Annotated in this window: 16 protein-coding genes; 4 read left to right on the top strand and 12 right to left on the bottom strand. The window is 60.0% G+C overall.

The features are described from left to right. Positions 1–3: 3 nt before the first annotated feature. From I2E13_RS06510 to I2E13_RS06495, 4 genes are all read right to left on the bottom strand, one after another. Positions 4–882 carry a spermidine synthase gene (locus I2E13_RS06510; RefSeq protein ID WP_195404576.1) on the bottom strand — a complete coding sequence of 293 codons (879 nt, stop codon included), beginning with the start codon at positions 880–882 and terminating at the stop codon, positions 4–6. Beyond that, complete coding sequence (locus I2E13_RS06505; RefSeq protein ID WP_195404575.1) at positions 883–2,790, bottom strand: elongator complex protein 3; 1,908 nt, start codon at positions 2,788–2,790, stop codon at positions 883–885. 103 nt (positions 2,791–2,893) lie between these two features. After that, positions 2,894–3,793 carry a DUF4097 family beta strand repeat-containing protein gene (locus I2E13_RS06500; RefSeq protein ID WP_195404574.1) on the bottom strand — a complete coding sequence of 300 codons (900 nt, stop codon included), beginning with the start codon at positions 3,791–3,793 and terminating at the stop codon, positions 2,894–2,896. Beyond that, positions 3,790–4,512: a helix-turn-helix domain-containing protein gene (locus I2E13_RS06495; RefSeq protein ID WP_195404573.1), complete on the bottom strand. Its 723-nt coding sequence runs from the start codon at positions 4,510–4,512 to the stop codon at positions 3,790–3,792. Before I2E13_RS06495 ends, I2E13_RS06500 begins: the two co-directional genes overlap by 4 nt. A 267-nt stretch (positions 4,513–4,779) precedes the next feature. On the opposite strand from I2E13_RS06495, the gene I2E13_RS06490 reads away from it, so the two are divergent. The 3 genes from I2E13_RS06490 to I2E13_RS06480 all read left to right on the top strand — a co-directional run bounded on the left by I2E13_RS06490 (position 4,780) and on the right by I2E13_RS06480 (position 9,602). After that, the gene (locus I2E13_RS06490; protein WP_152068388.1) at positions 4,780–5,652 is read left to right on the top strand and encodes a methyltransferase domain-containing protein; all 873 of its coding nucleotides are present in this window, start codon (positions 4,780–4,782) and stop codon (positions 5,650–5,652) included. Positions 5,653–5,770: 118 nt separating this feature from the next. Then, positions 5,771–6,652, top strand: a complete 882-nt coding sequence (trmB, locus tag I2E13_RS06485) for a tRNA (guanine(46)-N(7))-methyltransferase TrmB (RefSeq protein WP_195404572.1) — start codon at positions 5,771–5,773, stop codon at positions 6,650–6,652. A 268-nt stretch (positions 6,653–6,920) separates the two neighbouring features. Next, complete coding sequence (locus I2E13_RS06480; protein ID WP_195404571.1) at positions 6,921–9,602, top strand: DEAD/DEAH box helicase; 2,682 nt, start codon at positions 6,921–6,923, stop codon at positions 9,600–9,602. A gap of 79 nt (positions 9,603–9,681) precedes the next feature. Here the strand turns inward: I2E13_RS06480 and I2E13_RS06475 are convergent, their stop codons facing one another. The 8 genes from I2E13_RS06475 to I2E13_RS06440 form a co-directional block, all read right to left on the bottom strand. After that, the gene (locus I2E13_RS06475; protein ID WP_195404570.1) at positions 9,682–11,439 is read right to left on the bottom strand and encodes a DUF2130 domain-containing protein; all 1,758 of its coding nucleotides are present in this window, start codon (positions 11,437–11,439) and stop codon (positions 9,682–9,684) included. Positions 11,440–11,578: 139 nt separating this feature from the next. Continuing rightward, positions 11,579–12,343 carry a ChbG/HpnK family deacetylase gene (locus I2E13_RS06470; protein ID WP_195404569.1) on the bottom strand — a complete coding sequence of 255 codons (765 nt, stop codon included), beginning with the start codon at positions 12,341–12,343 and terminating at the stop codon, positions 11,579–11,581. 77 nt (positions 12,344–12,420) lie between these two features. Beyond that, on the bottom strand, positions 12,421–13,869 hold the full coding sequence (locus tag I2E13_RS06465) for a PTS transporter subunit EIIC (protein ID WP_195404568.1): 1,449 nt from the start codon (positions 13,867–13,869) through the stop codon (positions 12,421–12,423). Between the two features lie 341 nt (positions 13,870–14,210). Next, positions 14,211–15,047 (bottom strand): PRD domain-containing protein, encoded by an 837-nt coding sequence (locus I2E13_RS06460; protein ID WP_158551187.1) that lies wholly within the window; start codon positions 15,045–15,047, stop codon positions 14,211–14,213. Between the two features lie 73 nt (positions 15,048–15,120). Further along, a complete protein-coding gene (locus I2E13_RS06455) occupies positions 15,121–15,666 on the bottom strand; it encodes a metallophosphoesterase (RefSeq protein WP_195404567.1) in 546 nt (181 codons plus the stop codon). 66 nt (positions 15,667–15,732) lie between these two features. Further along, complete coding sequence (locus I2E13_RS06450) at positions 15,733–15,912, bottom strand: hypothetical protein (RefSeq protein WP_089573341.1); 180 nt, start codon at positions 15,910–15,912, stop codon at positions 15,733–15,735. Positions 15,913–16,176: 264 nt separating this feature from the next. Then, a complete protein-coding gene (locus I2E13_RS06445) occupies positions 16,177–17,556 on the bottom strand; it encodes an aldehyde dehydrogenase (RefSeq protein ID WP_195404566.1) in 1,380 nt (459 codons plus the stop codon). Between the two features lie 8 nt (positions 17,557–17,564). Next, positions 17,565–18,785 carry an iron-containing alcohol dehydrogenase gene (locus tag I2E13_RS06440; protein WP_195404565.1) on the bottom strand — a complete coding sequence of 407 codons (1,221 nt, stop codon included), beginning with the start codon at positions 18,783–18,785 and terminating at the stop codon, positions 17,565–17,567. A gap of 257 nt (positions 18,786–19,042) precedes the next feature. On the opposite strand from I2E13_RS06440, the gene I2E13_RS06435 reads away from it, so the two are divergent. Further along, positions 19,043–19,603, top strand: a complete 561-nt coding sequence (locus I2E13_RS06435; protein WP_022094328.1) for a ferritin family protein — start codon at positions 19,043–19,045, stop codon at positions 19,601–19,603. The last annotated feature ends 127 nt before the right edge of the window (positions 19,604–19,730 follow it).

The raw sequence follows: 19,730 nt of genomic DNA, 5'->3' as shown, positions 1-19,730 counted from the left end.
GACTTACTTGTCATGAAGGACGGTGCCGAGGAAGTCGGTGTCGAAGGGCACGGCTTCGGCAAAGGCATAGTCGCCGTCGCTGGCGATGAGCAGGTAGTTTTCCTCGCCGCCGAACTCCGCATCGCCGCAGGGCACCACCCAAACGTGATCGAACACCTCGAGCGTCGTGGCGGCGCAATCGCGCAGGAACGACACATCGCTCCCCTCGTTCGCGCTCACAATATTAGCCACGTAGATGCCGCCCGGGTTCAAGCCACCCCGCACCAGATGCAACGCCTCAACGGTCGCCAGCTCGCGCACGGGCTCGGCACCGCCAAAGCAATCGCTCACGACCACGTCGTAGCGACGATGGCCCACGCTCGTCACACCCAGATACGAGCGAGCCTCGGCGGTAATCACCCGCAGGCGATCGCCCGCCGTGCGCTCCAGCTCGTCTAGGTAGAACCAGCGGCGCGCCAGGCGCGTAATCTCTCCGTCATACTCAATAACGTCCATGCGCAAGCCCTCGTGCGACATCAGAGCGAACTTAGGATAGGCAAACCCGCCGCCGCCCAGCATAAGCATGCGGTCGATACCGTGACTATAAGCGTCACGCATTGCGCCCTCGGCCTCAAACACATCGTCAAACGCACGATAGTACGCAAAGACGGGCTCCGTCCAACGCTCGCCAACGTAGCTCGCACTTTGGTAGACGCCGCCCTGCACGAGCACACGGACCTCGTCACCGCTCTCATCGTGCATGCGCTTCACACGCGCCAACCCATTGCGGGTTCGCGCAACCTGCAGACAGGCAGCACGAACAGCGACGGCGGCCGCACCAAGCGCCGCGGCTCCCAGAGCAACGCCGGCAACGACGCCAGCAGAAACACTCGGCTTGTTCATCTAGAGCTCCTTTTGCAGATAAAGGCCATGGTCATAAAATCCAAGATGGCGATAGTACTCGCGTGTGCCAATCGCGCTAATCACGTTGATACGCGCATAACCCGCATCCCGGGCAATCTCGCACGCGCGCTCTACGAGCAACCGCCCCAGTCCATGGTGCTGGGCCGCCTGGCCTTGATCGCCCACGCGCGCAGCCATGCCATACACGTGCACCTCGCGAATCATCGCCTCGTCCGGCATCGTCGGCAACTCGTCCGTATGTGCAGCAACAAACGAATGGTCGGGCAGAGACAGGCGCAAAAAGCCCGCGATCTTGCCCTGCGGCGTCACCCACTGCAAAAAGCGCTCGTGCGTCACCGGCGTCTCGTACGCCACCTCCTCATCAAGAGATAGCTCATCCAACTCGGCACCCGCGGTACTGATCTCGCGATAGCGAATCTCGCGCACCACCGCGCCTTCTCCACGAGCCGCCAGGCGATTCTCGACGAGCTGACGCAGGTTGGGCTTCTTGTTGCCCACCATAATGTCGTCGGAACTAAAGTCGCGGATCATGCGACTGATACGGCAGAACGCCGGCGTCACCACGATGTCGTCGGCCAGCACATCGAGCAGCTCTTCCTCGGTATAGGGGCGCCACTCGCCGCGCTCATAGCAGCCCACCAGACGCGAGCCCTCGATGAGCGCACACGGGTAAACCTTGACCTCGTCGGGCATAAAGGCCCCTTCGGTCATAAAGCGTTCGTAGTCGCGCTTGTCCCCCTCGGGCGTGGCGCCCAGCAAGTTAAGCATAAAATGCGCGTGGATCTTAAAGCCAAACAGGCGCGCAAGCGAAAACGCCCGCTCGATCTGCGCCACCGAAATACGACGCTCGTTGATATCGAGCAGGTGCTGGTCGAGGCTCTGGATACCCATCTGAATCTTGGTACAGCCCAGGCGGCGGATGAGCGTGAGGGCCTGCGGCGTTACTGCATCGGGGCGCGTCTCGATAACGAGCCCCACCACGCGATGCTTCGCCGTCTCGTTGATGTGCTGCTGACGCTCGAGCTCCTCCATCGTTGCCGTCTGCCACTCGGCAACCTCGCCCCACGGCGTACCAGGGCCGTACAGACGACGCACCGCGCGGTTATAGCCGCCCACGGCAGCATCCACACGCTCCTGCTCGTCGGCAACGCCGGCAGCAAGCTCAGCCTCGTCAGCCGCAATGGCGGCAGCCCGATAGCGCTCGCGGCGCTCTGTTACCACCGGCGGCAGGGCATCGGCGGGCGCGTCATCGAGCAGGCGCCCCGCCTCGGCACGGCTGATGCCCGGACGCGCCAACATGGGGTTAGCCGCCACACCAGCCACGGCATCGTCATTGAGCGCACGGAAAAGCTCCGACATAAACCACGTCTGATACCCTTGCGGATAGTCGCTCCAGGTGCCACCGAGCACGATGAGCTCTATCTTGTCGGTCGCATGCCCCATCTGCGAAAGCGCGGTCAGACGAGCGCTCACCTGCAAATACGGGTCAAAGCAGTTTTGCTCCGCACGGGCGCATGCCGGCTCGGCATGCAGATAGCTTTTGGGCATGCGCAGATCGTTGGGGCAAAACAGGCAATCGCCCGAACAGGGCCACGGCTTGGTGATGACGGTAATGGTCGCCACGCCCGAAGCCGTGCGGCGCGGCTTCATGCGCAGCACCTGCAGCAGCTGACGCTCCAGCTCGGCATCGACATTCCATCCAGCCCAACGAGCCGGCTTCTCACGTTTAACCCGCTGGTAGAACGGCAGCAGACGGCGCTTGGCCAGATCTCGTTTGTCGGCACCCTCACGGCGCGCCTCGGCATGTATCAGTTTGACGAGCGCCTTGTCGTCCACGGTCTCACCGCGACGCAGAGCCTCGAGTATGTTCAAAATAATCTGTTCCATGCCCCCATTGTAAAGGCAAAGGCGCCGGAGCCCGTCACGGCCCCGGCGCCTCCATCAAAGAGCGCGTATAAGCATCTATGTTTGCGGACTTAGCCCGCCGTCGTCATTCCGGATTGAACGACATGTCGCCCGAACCAACCGCAAAGCGATACGTGGCGGACTTATCGCCATTCTCGAACTCGAGGCTCGAAATCGCCTCGTCGTCGTAGCCATCCGGAAGGAAATCGCTCTCGAAGTCACCGCTACCCAGAGTAAGGCTCGCCGTAAAGCCCGTAGAGTTCGGAACCGTTACCTCCACATCGCCCGAGTCCACGCTTACGTTCATCGACTTCGCGGGAGCCTGGTAGAGCTCGAACGTCACATCGCCCGAACCGACCTCAGCACTGAGCGCATCAGTCACGCTGCCCGTAAACTCTACATCTCCCGCACCCAGGAAAAGGTCAAAACCATCACAGATGACACCGGCAATCTGCAAATCACCCGAGCCCACGTGCGCGTTGATACCCTTCAGATGTTCGGCAACACGGCGTGGCAGCTCAACCGTAACCGAGCGATCGATTGCCTTGCCGTCATCACTGCCAAACTGGGAAACCTTGAGCGTCGAGTCCTCGACGGATGCGATGTGTTGCGCCGCGGCCTTGGAGGCATCCATACCCTTGGCAACGCGCCCCCGCTCGATAACGCGAGCCTTGTTGCCATCAACAACCTTGACGTCCACCGAAGCCGCATTGATATCGAAATCGAGGTAGCGGAACATATCGGCATCAAAAGTCGTGCTCGAAAGCTGCTGAGGCTGAGCGGAGTAATTACCGCCATTCAAAAGATCGTCTTTGTCATCCTCATGGTCCATACCTAACAAGCCAGATGCGATATCGCCGAGACCCCACGGGCCATCGTAGTGAATCAATGTCCGCGAAGCGCCAAAGACAAGTCCGATGATAAGCACAAAGGCTCCGATGCCAACGATCAGGCGCACCTTGGATTCATGCGAAAGCTTCATCATTCATCACCCTCTTTGGCAATCGGCTCAGCGGTGGTCGCGGTAGCCACGTCAGCATCAGGTTCCGCAGAAGTATCCTTCCCCTGGGCCTTGATCGCCACCGGTGCCGAACCAACCTGAATATCCCCGCGCGCCCAATCGCCATCGAGCGCACGCGCCACCCAGTGATAGATAGGGATCGTAAAGAAGATCAGCGCGGCAAAGGGGCCGGTATCAAACGGAAACATCAGCAAAAAGAACAGCAGCCAGCACACGGCCCAATACGGGAACGACTGGAAGGGGCCCTTCACCGGAGTCACGCTGGTCGCACCGCCACTCGTCGCCTGCGCCGTAGCAGCATTGGCGGCCTGCGCACTCCAGCTTGCCGCTTGTGCCGCCTTGGCCGCAGCATCACTCGCCTGCGTTGCCGCTTCGGTGGCGCGCGCCGCCGCCTCATGGGTGCGGGCACGCTCTGCCGCCTCGGCCTCGCGCTGGCGGGCGCGGTCCTCGTTCTCAAACTCGATATCGTCCTCGATCTCATCGCTCGGATTGAGCAGCTCGTCCAGACTCACGCCATAGAGCTTGGCGAGCGAGATCAGGTTCTCGGTATCGGGCGAGCTCTCCGCTCGCTCCCATTTACTGACCGCTTGGCGTGACAGTCCCAGCTTTCGCGCCAATCCTTCTTGGCTAAAGCCCTTGCTGCGGCGAAGGTCGGCGAGCCGCTGAGCAGTTTCTACATTCATGGTTCCTCCTATGCGATGCCAGCCGTGCCGCCGGACCGCTTTTGTTCTTAAGGCGCCTTGCACAGTTAAAAATCTATCCGCCACCGCCAAAATCATGCCACCTATTCTAGTGAGATTTTTGACAACCGGCGGTTGCGGGCACATATGAGCTGCGGAAATGTGTCCAAACAAAGCAATGACCCACAGCTCGGTTGTCCCCGTTGCGGCGTTAACGGTAGTATGGTCGTACTGTTTATTCCGCACCGCCATCGGAGGGAGTTCCGCGCCGTGAACCGCGATTTCGCATCATCGCTCATCCAGCTCAACAATACGTTCTATCGCGAGCACTCCGCTTCCTTTTCCGATACGCGCCAGGCCCCGTGGCCCGGCTGGGTGCGCACCATGGACATCGCGCTCGAGCAGCTCGATGTGGCCACGATCGAGCATCCCGTCCGCGTCTTCGACCTTGCCTGCGGCAATATGCGATTCGAGAACTTTGCCGCCGGCGGGGCACTTGCCGCCAAGGGCGTCGACGGCGCAAACCCCTCGGCAGATGCCAGCTGCCCGTTTGAGTTCTATGGTGTCGACTCGTGCCAAGATTTGGCAATAGACGCCCACGGCCACGCCCTGCGCATTCCCAACCTGCACTTTCAGGAACTCGATGCGCTCGACGCCCTCATGAAGCTCAACCCCGCCGAGACGCCCGATGTGCTTTTCGATGCCCCGCTCGCCGATATCTCGGTCTGCTTTGGCTTTATGCACCACGTGCCGTCGTGCGAGTACCGCGTACGCGTGCTCGACGCCCTGGTACGCCAGACGCGCCCGGGCGGCATCATCGCTATCAGCTTTTGGGAGTTTATGAACGACGAGCGCATGGCGCGCAAGGCCGTTCGCGCCGAAGCCCGCGCCGAGCTTACCCCGCCGTTTGAAGGTTACGATTCCGCGCAGTTTGAAGCCGGCGACCACCTCATTGGCTGGCAAAACGACCGCCACGCCTACCGCTATTGCCATCACTTTGACGATCAGCAGATCACCGACCTGGTGCGCGGCGTCCGTACGTTCTACAAGAGCGGCGAGGTCCCCGTGCGCGAGCTTGAGCGCTTCCATGCCGACGGTCGCAGCGGCGAGCTCAACCGCTATGTGATCCTCAAGCGCCTGTAGGCATCGGCGACTCGCCGCCGAGCCGCACCGCAACTACCGGGCAAACTATGCCCATCCTTTTCCAACCCATTGACGGAACGCGCAGCCATGCGTTCCATACTCATGATCAAGGAGCCTCATGGGAGCCATCCACGTTCGCACGCCTAAGAACTTTGTGCTCGAAGAGCGCCTGGAGCGCTACGCCGATGCCATCGAGACGAGCCCCGAGAGCTATACCGGACATTGGCGTGAAGCATGTACGCCGGCTGGTGGCAAGCCCTTCGCCCGCCTTCACCTGGATCTGGGCTGCGGCAAAGGCACCTATCTGGTTGAGCGAGCCCACTGCGAACCCGACACTCTCTTTATCGGCATGGACCAGGAGCCCATCTGCATTGCCTATGCCGCGCAGAAAATATGCGAGCAGGAACTGACCAACGCACTTGTCCTGCCCCGAGGCGCCGCATCGCTGCCGCAACTGTTTGCCGCAGGCGAGCTCGACGCCATAACCATCAACTTTCCCACGCCGCAGCCCAAGGCCAAGTACGCCAAAAAACGGCTCGTCCATGTCGACCATCTGATGCTCTACCGCCCGCTCTTTTCAGCCGGCGCCACCGTCACACTGCGCACCGACAGCAAGCCATTGCGCGACTACGCCCTGGGGCAGTTTGCCGCAGCCGGCTACGACACACTTTGGGTAAGTGACGACGTCCGCCGCGACCATCCCGAGCACCCCGAGACCGAATATGAATGCCGCACACGCGAGATGGGTGCCGCCGTCTATGGCATTTGCGCCACACCCGGCGCGCAACCCAGCGATGAACAGCTCGCGGCGGGCCGCGCGCAGGAGCAAAGCCTTGCCTGCTACCTGCCCGAAAACCTCGATGAGCTCACCTATGTACCTCTGGGTATGGAAGAGGCCGTCGAGAACTTTAGAAACCGCGCCCGCAAAGGCAAGAAGCGCCTGCCGCAAGAATCCCAGGGGCCTCTGATGGTCGCGGCGTCGGTAAGCAAGCGCAAATAGGCGCCAGCAAACGACCCTCAAAACCTAAGTGAGTAGACTTTTTTGCAATAGCCAAGCACAACCCGCATAACGAAAACTAAAACCGCAGGTAGAGCCCTTGCGCAAAAGCCGTGTGCTCGAGATATCGCAAAAGGTCTACTCACTTAGCTGGCAACTGCGCCAAACGGCCGAGCAGAACGCCCATTTCCTGCATTTTCTCGCGCGCTGGCACCCCGCGCCGCCGCTACGCCATAATAGTTGGCGGACAATCGCGAGAGAAAGCAAACACATGGCACAGACCACGACAGATATCGCCGCCAGCACCGTCTCCGGCGCCGGAGCCGCCAGTTCATTCTCGGGCGGCACGGGAACCGAAGCCGAATTCGGCTCACTCGGTGCGCTCTCCCCCACCTGGTGGGAGCCCGAGGACGGCAGCGAGCCCGAACCGTGGCTCACGCCCGACCAGGCCTTCGAGCGCTTCTTTGAATGGACGAGCAATCGCGGTATTGAGCTGTGGGACCACCAGGAAGAGGCCCTCATGGATCTAGCCGCCGGCGATCACGTCATTCTGGGCACGCCGACCGGATCAGGCAAGTCGCTTGTCGCGCTGGGCATGCTCTTTATGGGCATGGCACAGGGCAAACGCTGCTATTACACGGCCCCCATCAAGGCTCTGGTCAGCGAGAAGTTTTTCGACCTTGTGCAGGTGCTCGGCCGCGATAACGTCGGTATGATCACCGGCGACACGCATATCAACACCAAGGCGCCCGTCATCTGCTGCACGGCAGAGATCCTCGCCAACGACGCACTACGCGAGGGCGAAGATGCCGATGTTGGCTGCGTCGCCATGGACGAGTTCCACTACTTTGCCGACCCCGATCGCGGTTGGGCCTGGCAGGTGCCGCTGCTCACCCTGCCTCACACGCAATTCATGCTCATGAGCGCCACGCTCGGCGATGTCACTGCCATCGCCGCCTCACTCGAGGAGCACACCGGCGCTGCTTGCGACTTGGTCGTCGACGCCCCGCGTCCTGTTCCGCTGAGTTACGACTATGTGACGACCTCCCTCGAGGGCACGGTCGAGCTCGCCATACGCCGCGACGAGGCCCCACTCTATATCGTGCACTTTAGCCAGGATGCCGCCCTTGCGACGGCACAGTCGCTCGCCAATTTTGGCATTGCCAGCAAGGAGCAGCGCGAGGCCATCAAGGAGGCGGCCAAGGGCACGAGCTTCTCGACGGCCTTCGGCAAAATCCTCAAGCGCTTGCTCGGATGCGGCGTCGGCGTGCACCATGCTGGCATGTTGCCGCGCTACCGCCTGCTGGTCGAGCGCTTGGCGCAGCAGGGCCTGCTACCCGTCATCTGCGGCACCGATACGCTCGGCGTCGGTATCAACGTGCCCATCCACACCGTGGTGCTCACCGCGCTCACCAAGTTCGATGGCTACAAGATGCGTCGTCTGCGCGCCCGCGAGTTCCATCAGATTGCCGGTCGTGCCGGCCGCTCGGGCTTCGATACCGAGGGCATGGTCATCGCCGAGGCACCCGAGCACGAGATCGAGAATGCCAAGCTTATGGCCAAGGCGGGCGACGACCCCAAGAAGCTCCGCAAGATTAAAAAGAAGAAGGCCCCCGAGGGCTTTGTCACCTGGAACAAGCAGACCTTTGAGCGCCTGATCGAGACGCAGCCCGAGACACTCAAGCCGCGCCTGCGCATCACGCACTCCATGGTGATTAGTGTGGTCGAGCAGGGCGGCGATGCCCGCGCCCGCGTGCACGACCTCATCGAGACAAGCCTGCAGGCCCCCGAGGAAAAGGCCAAGCTCGAGATTCGCGCCGACGAAATCTTCGCCACGCTCATCGATTCCGGCGTCGTCGTACGCACCGAGGTGCCGCCCGTACCCGACGCCCCGACCGACGCCGCACCAGACATCGACTATGCGCTGACGGTCGATCTGCCCGAGGACTTTGCGCTCGACCAGCCGCTTTCGCCGTTTTTGCTTGCCGCGCTGGAGCTGCTCGATCCCGAGAGCGAGACCTATACCATGGACCTCATCTCGATGGTCGAGGCTACGCTCGAGGACCCCAAGCAGGTATTGCGCGCACAGGAGCGCGCCGCACGCGATCGCGCTATGGCCGAGATGAAGGCCGACGGCATCGAATATGAGGAGCGCTTGGAGCGCATTCAAGACGTCACGTACGAAAAGCCGCTCGAGGATTTGCTCGACGCCGCCTTTGACAAGTACTGCCAGGAAGTACCCTGGGCAAACGACTACCAGCTCTCTCCCAAGAGCGTCCTGCGCGATATGCTGGAAAGCGCGAGCGATTTTAAGGGCTACATTCAAAAGCTCGGCATCGCCCGCTCCGAGGGCATTTTGCTGCGCTACCTGGCAGAAGCCTATCGTTCACTCGACCGCACCGTGCCCATCGAGAAGCGCGACGAGCGCCTGCGCGACATTATCTCGTGGCTGGGCTTTGTGGTGCGCTCGGTCGACTCGAGTCTGGTGGACGAGTGGGAGAACGCCGGCAACCCGGCAGCCCTCGACGCCGCGCCGCCGCAGGGCATCGACGAGGTCGTGGCGGACCGCCGCGGCTGCACGCTGTTGGTGCGCAACGCGCTCTTCCGCCGCGTGACCCTTGCCGCCCGCGAGCACGTGCGCGACCTGGGCGAGCTCGACGACGACTGGGGCATGAGCGAGATCCGCTGGCAAAAGGCGCTCGATGCCTACCATGATCAGCACGAGGAAATCCTCACCGACGGAGACGCCCGCAGCGCCGCGATGTTTTCCATCGATGAGTCCGACGAGAAGACGCTGCACGTATGGCACGTGCACCAGATTTTTGCCGACGAGGACGGCGACCACGATTTTGGCATCATGGGCGATGTCGATCTGGACGCCACACAAGACGGCGGCGAGGTCATTTTCAAAAACTACCGCGTCGGCTTTATCGAGGACCTGCTCGAGGACTAGCCGAACAGAATGGGACGAAACGAAGCGGGGCCGCTGGCAACATCGCCAGCGGCCCCGCTTTTGCACTATCCGCTATACCCTATTCGGCATCCTCGACCTCATACGAATCCGCCTCGGCTGGCGCATCGCTTGTCTCCGGCGCAGCCTCGCGCGCCTCGTCAAACGCCGCCTTCATGGTCTTGTTGCCCCACGTGAGCTTGCGAATGGTAAGATCGTCGGCCTTCTTGTTGGCTAGGCGCAGATTGTTCTCGGAGGACAGCAACGCCTCCTTGGTTTTCTGCAGATGGCTAATCGTCTTGTCGATCTCATCGATTGCCGTTTGGAACTTGCGGCTCGCGATCTCGTAGTTGCGGCCGAAATCGTTCTTGAACTTCTCCATCTTGGCTTCGAAGTTCGTGACATCGATATTCTGCTGCTTGTACTCCGCCAGCTCCTGCTTATAGCGAAGCGAACCCATGGCGGCATTGCGCAGCAGCGTAATGATGGGAATGAAGAACTGCGGGCGGATCACATACATCTTCTCGTAGCGATAGCTCACGTCCACGATTCCCGCGTTGTAAAGCTCGCTCTCGGGCTCGAGCAGGGTGCAGAGCACCGCATACTCGCAGCCTTTCTGGCGACGATCGTGATCGAGCTTCTTAAAGAAATCCTCGTTCTTGTGTTTGGTCGCGGTTTCGTCGTTCTCGTTTTTCATCTCGAACATAATCGAAATGACCTCGTTGCCGCTCGCATCGCACTCGCGGAAGATAAAGTCGCCCTTGGTGCCCTCGGACGCATCGTTATCTTTCTCGAAGTACGCGTTAGGAAACGCCGTCATGCGCAGACGGTTAAACTCGGTCTCGCAGTGCTGTTCGAGCGACTCGCCCACCATCTTGGTGGACAGGCGGACCTTCATGTCCTTAAGGCGCTCGATCTCTTCATCCTTGTAGCGAATCAGATCATCGCTCGCGCGCTTGGCCTGCGCAAGCGCAAGCTCGTGTGCCGCCTTAGCCTGCTCCTCGCGCGAATCGCGCACTGCCAACTCGCTCGTCAGTTTGGCACGCGCCTCATCGCGCTCTCGCTTCGCCGCGGCAACCGCCTCAGACAGGTTCATTTTTGCCATCAGCTCCTGCTCGCGCAACTGCGCACGCAGACCCTCGGCCTCCTGCTCAGACTGAGCCTTTGCGGCAGAAAACTTCTCCTGCACCTTCGCTTGATAGTCAGCAAGCGTGCGCTCGGCCTCGTTGTGAGCGGCATCGAGCTCACGCTGCGACTCGGCCGCGGCAGCGGCAAGCGCCATCTCCCGTGCCTTGTCCGCCGCGGCAAGCCTGGCCTGCAGCTCGGCAATCTGGGCATCACGTGCGGCTAAATCGTTTTGAGCAGCATTGCGCGCCGAAGCCTCGGCAAGCTTGGCTTCATCATCCTTGCGCCCCAGCTGCGCACGCAAGTTGTCGATTTCGCGCTGGAGCTCGGCGTTCTCCTTCTGAGCGTCGGCACGGGCCTCAACCGCCGCGCGCTGGCTTGCACTCTCGCGCTCTGTGGCAGCGCCCTCGAGCTTGGCACGCAATTCGGCAAGCTCGGCATCACGCTTGGCAACCTCTTGTGCCAGCTCCTGAGCCGCGGCGTTTTTCTGCTCGGCAAGCTGAGCGTCGCGCTGAGACTCTGCCTTTTGCAAAGCAGCCGTCGAGCGCGAGCGCTCAAGCTCCAGTGCCTGCTCGCCCTCGCGCTGGACCGCCTTCACGCGCTCATCCAGGTCGCGCGAGAACTCGGCATCGCGCACCTGCTTGACGATATCCGCATAACCGGACGCATCGACCTTAAAAACTTCGCCGCAATGCGGGCACTTGATCTCGTTCATGGCAGCTCCTCGATGGACGCAAATTTCAACCGCCTACACTCTACCGCGCCGCACGGACAAAAAAGACGCCGCCGCCATAATGGCAACGGCGTCAGAACCACCACAAAGGCGACTGTCCCCTTTGTGGTGACTTGGGTCCTTACAGGTCGCGGTAGTCGATCAGGCGAAGATCAGGTTGAGACTCAAGCCAAGTGCGAAGCTCGGGGTCAATCAGCGCATCGACTTCCTTGGTGCGGTCGGTCGTGAGCGAGCTGTTCTCCAAGATAAAACGATCGAGATAGCCCGGATGGCACACAAAGACGACCGTCTCGCCGTCCACCATCTCGCGAACCGTCTGCATGATTGCCTCTTTGGGCTCGTAGCCCGGCTCCATCGAGCGCATCACCATGCGCAGATCAGTATCTCCGCAATGCACCACAGCCGCGGGGTCGAAGCTCGCCTTTTGCTCCTTAAGGCCCAGCTCCTGAGCAACCGCCGAGATCGCTCGGTTAAGGTTTTTGCTCATGACGGCATGGGCCTCAAAGTAATCGGGCTCGCGGCCCACGATCTCGACAAAGCGGTCATGCTGCGCGCGGATCTCGATGCAGGCCTCGTCGAAGTCTATCAACTCCTCGCCGCGCTTAAAATGATCGCGGAAGGTACGGCTGCTATGGAACTCGCCGTTCTCGTTGAGCATGCTCGGAATGAGCGCCGGGTCGGCACACGGCTTGCCCAGGCACACGTTGGTATGCTGACCCACCGCAATGCCGGCGTCCGCCACGAGCGACCAGCCACGCTCGGCCTCGGGCATATTGGGCATAAGTCCCGCCGAGCGCACCAGGCCCTCATTGATACTGCGGGCAATCCCCAGGTTAACGGCATACGAATAACCGATATCGTCGGCACGAATGAGCAATTGCTTCATATTGACCCCCATCTACGGAAAGGGACACTTGAAGCGCAGCCAAGTGCCCCAGATAATTGTCCTACCGAACGGATGCTTTAGGCTTTGGCGGCAGCAGCGTCTTCGTCGAGCTGCTCCTTGGTAAAGCCAAAGAAGTAGGCAATGGCAGCGGCGGCAACAAATGCAGTGCCCGATGCAACGCAGCCCCATACGAGATTAGCAGTTCCGCCTGCAACATAACCTGTAATACCAAGGATATTCGTTGCGCCCAAAACATACGTCGTCACATTGGTAAGAGCCGCGATCAGGCCGCCGATAGCGCCGCCGGCAACCATGGCACCCAGGCAGCGGGCGTACTTAAAGCCGCAGCCATACAGCGCGGGCTCCGTCACGCCGCCGACAATGCCGGAGAGCGAGAAACCAAGCATGGCGCCCTTTTCGTCAGTCTCCTTAAGGCGCAGGAAGGCGCCGAAGGCCATGCCCCACGTAGCGAACTGAGCAATAGCACCCGCGACCATAACACAGGAGTCAGAGCCCATGGTGAGCAGCTGCACAATGCCAAGGGTAAGCAGGACCTGGTGCATACCGGTCATAACCAGGAACTCCCAAAGCGCGGCAATGGCGACAAGAGAGATGACCGTGACGATGCCGCCGGTGTTGCCGAGGCCGAACATAAAGTTACCAACCGCGTTGCCCAAGATAGAACCAATCGGAGCCAGCGCGCACAGCGAAACGGGAATCATGACGGCCAGGGTGCACACGGGCACAAACACGGTAGAGAGCATGTCGGGAATGATCTTCTTCATGAACTTCTCAACAACCATGAGCACCGGCATGGACAGAACCATGGGGAGCACGGTGCAGGAATAGTTATTCAGTTGAGCCGGCAGCACACCGTAAATCATCGTGGTCGTAGCACCCGAATCTGCCGCAGCGTTGACCAGCGTCATGAACTCGGGGGCAATGAGCACGCCGCCGAGCATCATGCCGAGCGGCTGGCTGCAGCCGAGCTGCTTTGCGGCAGCCCAGCCCAGATAAACGGGAAGGAAATAATAGCCGGCGTTGTAAATCCAGTTGTAAAAGAAGTTATAGATGTCGGAATCGGCAGACCAGATACCGAGCATGCCGTCGCCGCAAAGCACAGCAATGGTACGGAACATGGCGGCGCCCATGATGATGGGAATCGTCATAACCATTGTCTTGGACAGGTAGTTGAGGGTCTTCTTGCCCGCAGTCTTGAGCGTCAGCGGCTCCTTGGCGCTCGCATCGAGGTTCTCTGCGATTGCGCCCTCGCCCTTCACGCCGAGCTTGAGAGCGGCGTCATAGACCTTCGGCACGTTCTGGCCAATGATGACCTGATACTGGCCGCCAGACCACTGTGCGCCCAGCACGCCCTTGATCTTCTTCACTTCATCGTCATTGGGAATGGACTGATCCTTGAGGTTCAGACGCAGGCGGGTCATGCAGTGCGTCGCGTTCGTCACATTGGAGGCGCCGCCGACGGCAGCGAGCACGTCCTCGGCAATCTTCTTGTTATCGACAGCCATGTCGAATCCCTTCTCTTCCAACTAAAGGCTCGTGGGGCTTCATGGCACCAAGACACACGATTCCGCTCGCGCCTGCGCAGCGCGCAATGCCCGTTGGCAAGAGATTTCATTGCATGTGATTCCCGGGTGGATCGACATGAAAAAAGCCCCGCGCACAACCGACAGAGACCCAATAATGGTCTCGACAGAATCGGTAGTGCCTCTCGGAGCTGCGCCGTGAGTAACACCCAACACACGGCGAGTATATGCGGCAGATGCGTTCGTTGCGGCTCAGATTACCGACGAACGGTAGCAAACGACCCGCGAACGGTCGCCATGACGGAAAGGAAATACCAGAGAGCCTATTTATCCGAGTGGACAGAAGCCACGCGATTCACATGCATGATCAGATAGACGAGCTCCTCTTGGGCCAATGGCTCGCCAAAGGTCTCTTGAATCAGATCGTCGACACGGTGAGCGCAACGCGATGCCGCCGGATACTGCTCCACGAGCACGTCGTAAAGACCGGAGTTCTCGGTATCGATCGGCTCTTTCTTTGCCACGCGGTCGAGCAGATAGCGCACATGAGTGGCAAAGCGGGCAAAGGCGAACGACGAGCGATCGACCGTCACACCCAACTCTTCTTGAATAATCGCGACCGTCATATCGAGCAGTCGCTCCTCGTGCTGCTCGGCAAGCACGCGCCGCTCGCTCGGCTTAACCGATGCGTTGACAATCGACATGGCAATGCCCGCGGCCTCGCTTCGGGGCATGCGCACATGAAAGCTCTTCTGGATACCGCGAACAGCCAGCTCGCCCAAGCGGTATTCGATGGGATGCAGCTGCTCAAGATCGCGCTCAAGCGGCAACGACACCACCATGTGTTCGCGGGCACGCTTAATGGCAAACTGAATATGGTCTGCCAATGTAATGGGAAGGTTAGGACTCAATTCGTACGAAAGCTGTCCGGTCGCGATATCGGCCAGCTGAGCAGAAAACTCCAGCACCTCGGGATCGACCTCATCGATAAACGCCAGGTACTTTGAATCAATGCCGTAAAAGGTACGCGTGATGACATCCAGGTCGACCTCATGCGGCATATCGCCAAAGCCGATACCACGACCCAGCGCGATAAGCTGACGCCCCGCGCCATCTTCGCAGATGGCAGCGTTATGGTTAATGCGCTGGATAGCCCTCATGGATTCATCGCTCCTACTGAAACGCGCCGCACAGACCATCCGCGCGGCGCGTTCATTCTACCTGCACTTACAGCTACAGTCCAAAGAAGCCTAGGATTTGGTCACGGCTTACGGGCTTGTACTCGTTGGCATCGAGGCCAACGTCGTAGCGAAGGACTGGGCGCTCGCGATCGCGGTTGCGCGCGTTGGTGCGGTCTCCCCTGCTGTGGATATGCCCGTGCAACATGATGGCGCCACGCGCCTTGCCGTTCCAGCTGAGCATGGGGTAATGGCTCATTACCAGGCGATGGCCCTTAGCGTAACCGGGGGCGACCTCCAGATAATCGCGCACCTCATCCCAAATGTGCGGCGCGTCTGGATCTTCCCAGTCGCCGTCATGGTTACCACGGATGAGCGTTATGTTCTGGCATTCGATGCGCCTACGCAGGCGCACCGCCTCCGCCAGGGGCAATCGATACGTAAAGTCTCCCAGGATATAGAGGCGGTCGTCCACAGCCACGCACTCATTGATGGCATCGATGACCTTGCGGTTCATCTCCTCGACCGAATCAAACGGTCGATCCATGTCGCGCAAGATATTCGTATCGCCCAGGTGCAGGTCGGCGGTAAACCACATCATCGTCTATGTCCTCATTTCGCAACGCGTATAAGACCTGTCTAGTATACAGACGCAGCGATGCGACAATTACCCAAAGAGCCCACCGAACAGACCTCGGCGGCGCTTGTCCTTTTTATTCGAACCTTTACCCCGGGCGTTCTTATCCTTTTGCTTTTTGCGGTCCTGCTCCAACTCATCGTCATCGAGTAGCATATCCCACTCAAACGGATCGTCTGTCAGATCGAACAGGTCATCGTCATCAAACACGTGCGCCTCCATTACCGATTAGCGAGCATCCACAACATAGTTGAGAAGTCTACGGGCCCGTGCGGACACAAATTCATCCTGTCTGCGTCTTTCAATCGTTTGCCGCAACGCTTGCGCGACGGAACGCTTGCAGATAAGATAGGAACACGGATGGCACCCGTGGCAGCGGGTCTTGCCAACTCCGATACACATTTTCATCGTGAGAAGTGGCCGTCTTCGCTTACGCGGGGGCGGCCACTTTGTTTTTCCCTATGCCATCTGAATCTAATGCACAAACATGCGCACGAACTTGTGCTTCCAGTTTGCATAAGGAGCATAGCGGAATGGCACGTCCAGCCAGGTTGCCTTGTTCACGATGCTCTTCTTGTGGCTAAACGTATCGAAGCTCTCGCGTCCATGGTACTGTCCCATGCCGCTCGCACCCATGCCGCCAAAGCCCATATGGCTCGTAGCCAGGTGCATGATCGTGTCGTTGACGCAGCCGCCGCCAAAGGGCACGTAGCGCACAAAGCGCTGCTGAACTGCGCGGTCTTGACTAAAGATATACAGGGCCAACGGCGTCGGGCAATCCGTAATAAACGTCTCGGCCTCGTCTAGGCTCTCAAACGTCAGCACCGGCAAGATGGGGCCGAAAATCTCCTCCTGCATCACGGCGTCATCGGGGGACACGCCGTCCAAAATCGTCGGCTCGATCTTGAGCGAAGTCTCGCGCGCGGTACCTCCAAGCACAACCTTATCGGGATCGATCAGCCCGCGCACGCGCGCAAAATGCTTGGCGTTGACGATATGCCCGTAATCTTCGTTATCGAGCGGATGCTCGCCAAACATACGGCGGGTCTCTTCCTTGATGAGACCCAGCAGCTCGTCGTGCACGCGCGTATCGACCAGCAGGTAGTCGGGCGCCACGCAGGTCTGCCCCACGTTGAGCCATTTACCAAAGGCGATACGGCGTGCCGCGACCTTCAAGTTAGCCGTCGCATCCACGATGCAGGGACTCTTTCCGCCCAGCTCAAGCGTCACGGGCGTGAGGTTTTTACTTGCACGCTCCATGACGAGCTTGCCGACCGGAACGCTACCGGTAAAGAAGATCTTGTCCCAGCACTCATCGAGCAACGCTTCGTTTTCGGCACGCCCGCCTTCGACGACCGTCACCAAGCGCGGATCAAATGCCTCTTCACAGATTTGCTTGAGCACCGCGCTCGATGCCGGAGCATAGGCGCTCGGCTTGATGACCACGGTATTGCCCGCGGCAAGGGCGCCAGCGAGCGGCTCGAGCGTCAGCAAAAACGGGTAGTTCCACGGAGCCATGATGAGCGTGACGCCATAGGGCACGGACTGCGTCTTGCACACACTCACGGCGTTGGCGAGGTCACACGGACGCAGACGCGAGCGACTCCATCGAGCCACATGCGCAATCTGATAACGAATCTCGGAAAGCGAGGTGCCGATCTCGCACATATACGCCTCGTCATGCGACTTTCCCAAATCGGTCTTGAGCGCATGGGCAATATCGGCCTCGTGGGCCCGCACCGCATCGCGTAAACTCACGAGCGCACGACGTCGAGCATCGACATCAAACGTGGCGTGCGTCTTAAAGTAGGCGCGCTGATCGCCGACGATGCGCGCAATTTCCTCGGTGTTCATGGACCCTCCTAGTTCTCGCCCTCAAACATACCACCTGCAACGACTTCATACATATGCTCGAGCTCCAAGCGGTCCATTAATAGCGGAACGGGGTACAGGGGATTGGCCTCGGCATCGGCATGCGTCGCCATTTGCGGAATATCGGAGCGGCGAATACCCGAGACATATTTGGGGATTCCCAGGGCCTCGTTCATGCGGTCGACCCAATCGATAAAGGCCTCGGCCGCCAGGCTGTCCTGCGCGTCAGCCGGCGCGATACCGGCCATGCGGGCGAGATCGGCGAGTTTAGGAGCAGCAGCTTCGCCATAGGCGCGAAGCATATGCGGCAGGATGATAGCGTTGGCCAAGCCGTGCGGAATCCCGTAACGCCCGCCCAAGCTGTGTGCGATGGCATGAACGTATCCAACATAGGAGCGCGTAAAGGCAACACCCGCTTTATACGCCGCCGAAAGCATATTGCGGCGCGCACGTATGTTGCCGCCATGCTCATAGGCCTCCAGCAAATTGTCGTGGATGAGCTGCACCGCCTGGCGCGCCATCTTGCGCGTATAGGGCGTGGTGCTGCGCCCGATAAAGGCCTCGACGGCATGCGTCAGGGCGTCCATACCCGTTTGCCCCGTAATGGAGGCGGGCAGGCCGCGCGTAAACTCGGGGTCGTGCACCGCATAGCGCGGGATCAGCACAAAGTCGTTGATGGGGTACTTGTAGTGCGTCTCGTCGTCGGTAATTACCGCTGCAAGCGTGACCTCGCTTCCCGTGCCCGCCGTGGTGGGAACGGCGATGAGCAGCGGCAGGCGACGATGGACACGCAGCAGGCCGCGCATCTTGTTGATGGGTTTGTTGGGTTGCGCGATGCGCGCACCCACGCCCTTGGCACAGTCCATGGCAGAACCGCCGCCAAAGCCGATAATGGCCTGGCAGGCGCGCGCTCGATACAGAGACGCCGCTTCCTCCACGTTTGAGACCGTGGGGTTCGCTGATGTTTTGGCATAGATCGCAACGCCGATTCCCTTGGACGCGAGCGCCGTCTCGAGCGGTGCCGTGAGCCCCAGGCGGGCAATACCGGGATCCGTCACGATAAGGACCCGCTGTATCGAACGCGCCCGAAGCACTGCGGGCACATCCTCGGCGTGCTCCAGAATGCGTGGCTCGGTATAGGGCAGCACCGGCAATTCAATGCGAAAAACCGTTTGATACGTTCGGCACCAGGCACGACGGGCTAGATGCATAAAGGAAGCTCCCTCATTTGTTGATGGGTCAACATTTGCTCGAACGATTGTACTCATCGGCGTCCGCATATGGCTTGCCAATCGTTAATCAATCAACATCTTCACATGCTTAAAATTGTTTTATTAAAAATCATTCCTAATAGGCTTCACATTTAGTTGCATTTATGGATAATAGAACCCGTCAAGACGCACGTCCGGAGAGGGCCCTTACGGGACCGGACGAGCGCGCCATCGCCATCGATCGAAAGGATCGAATCATGAAGTTTGTTTGCCCCGTTTGCGGTTATGTGGAAGAGTTCGACGGCGACCAGCTGCCCGAGGATTTTAAGTGCCCCCAGTGCGGCGTTCCCGGTTCTCGCTTCTTGAAGCAGGAGGAGGGCCAGCTCGAGTGGGCTGCCGAGCACGTCGTAGGCGTCGCCAAGATGGAGGGCGTCTCTGAGGACATCGTTGCTGACCTGCGCGCCAACTTTGAGGGCGAGTGCTCCGAGGTCGGTATGTACCTGGCCATGGCTCGCGTCGCTCATCGCGAGGGCTATCCCGAGATCGGCCTGTACTGGGAGAAGGCTGCCCACGAGGAGGCAGAGCATGCCGCCAAGTTCGCCGAGCTCCTGGGCGAGGTCGTGACCGACTCCACCAAGAAGAACCTCGAAATGCGCGTTGAGGCCGAGAATGGCGCCACCGCCGGCAAGACCGATCTTGCCAAGCGTGCCAAGGCCGCTGGTCTCGATGCCATCCACGACACCGTGCACGAGATGGCTCGCGACGAAGCTCGCCACGGCAAGGCTTTCGCCGGCCTGCTCAAGCGTTACTTTGGCTAAGCCAACCGCCTGAGACATAACCTCTAGCTCGAAGAAGGCCCGGACCGTATTGAACTGCGTCCCAAATCTTGGACGCCCTAAATAGCGACTAGGCCGCGAGGGCCTGATTCCGGAACTCCTCCGGGGT

The organism is Collinsella aerofaciens (assembly GCF_015554145.1).
Classification (GTDB): domain Bacteria; phylum Actinomycetota; class Coriobacteriia; order Coriobacteriales; family Coriobacteriaceae; genus Collinsella; species Collinsella aerofaciens_AA.
This window is presented reverse-complemented; position numbering and strand designations above follow the sequence as displayed.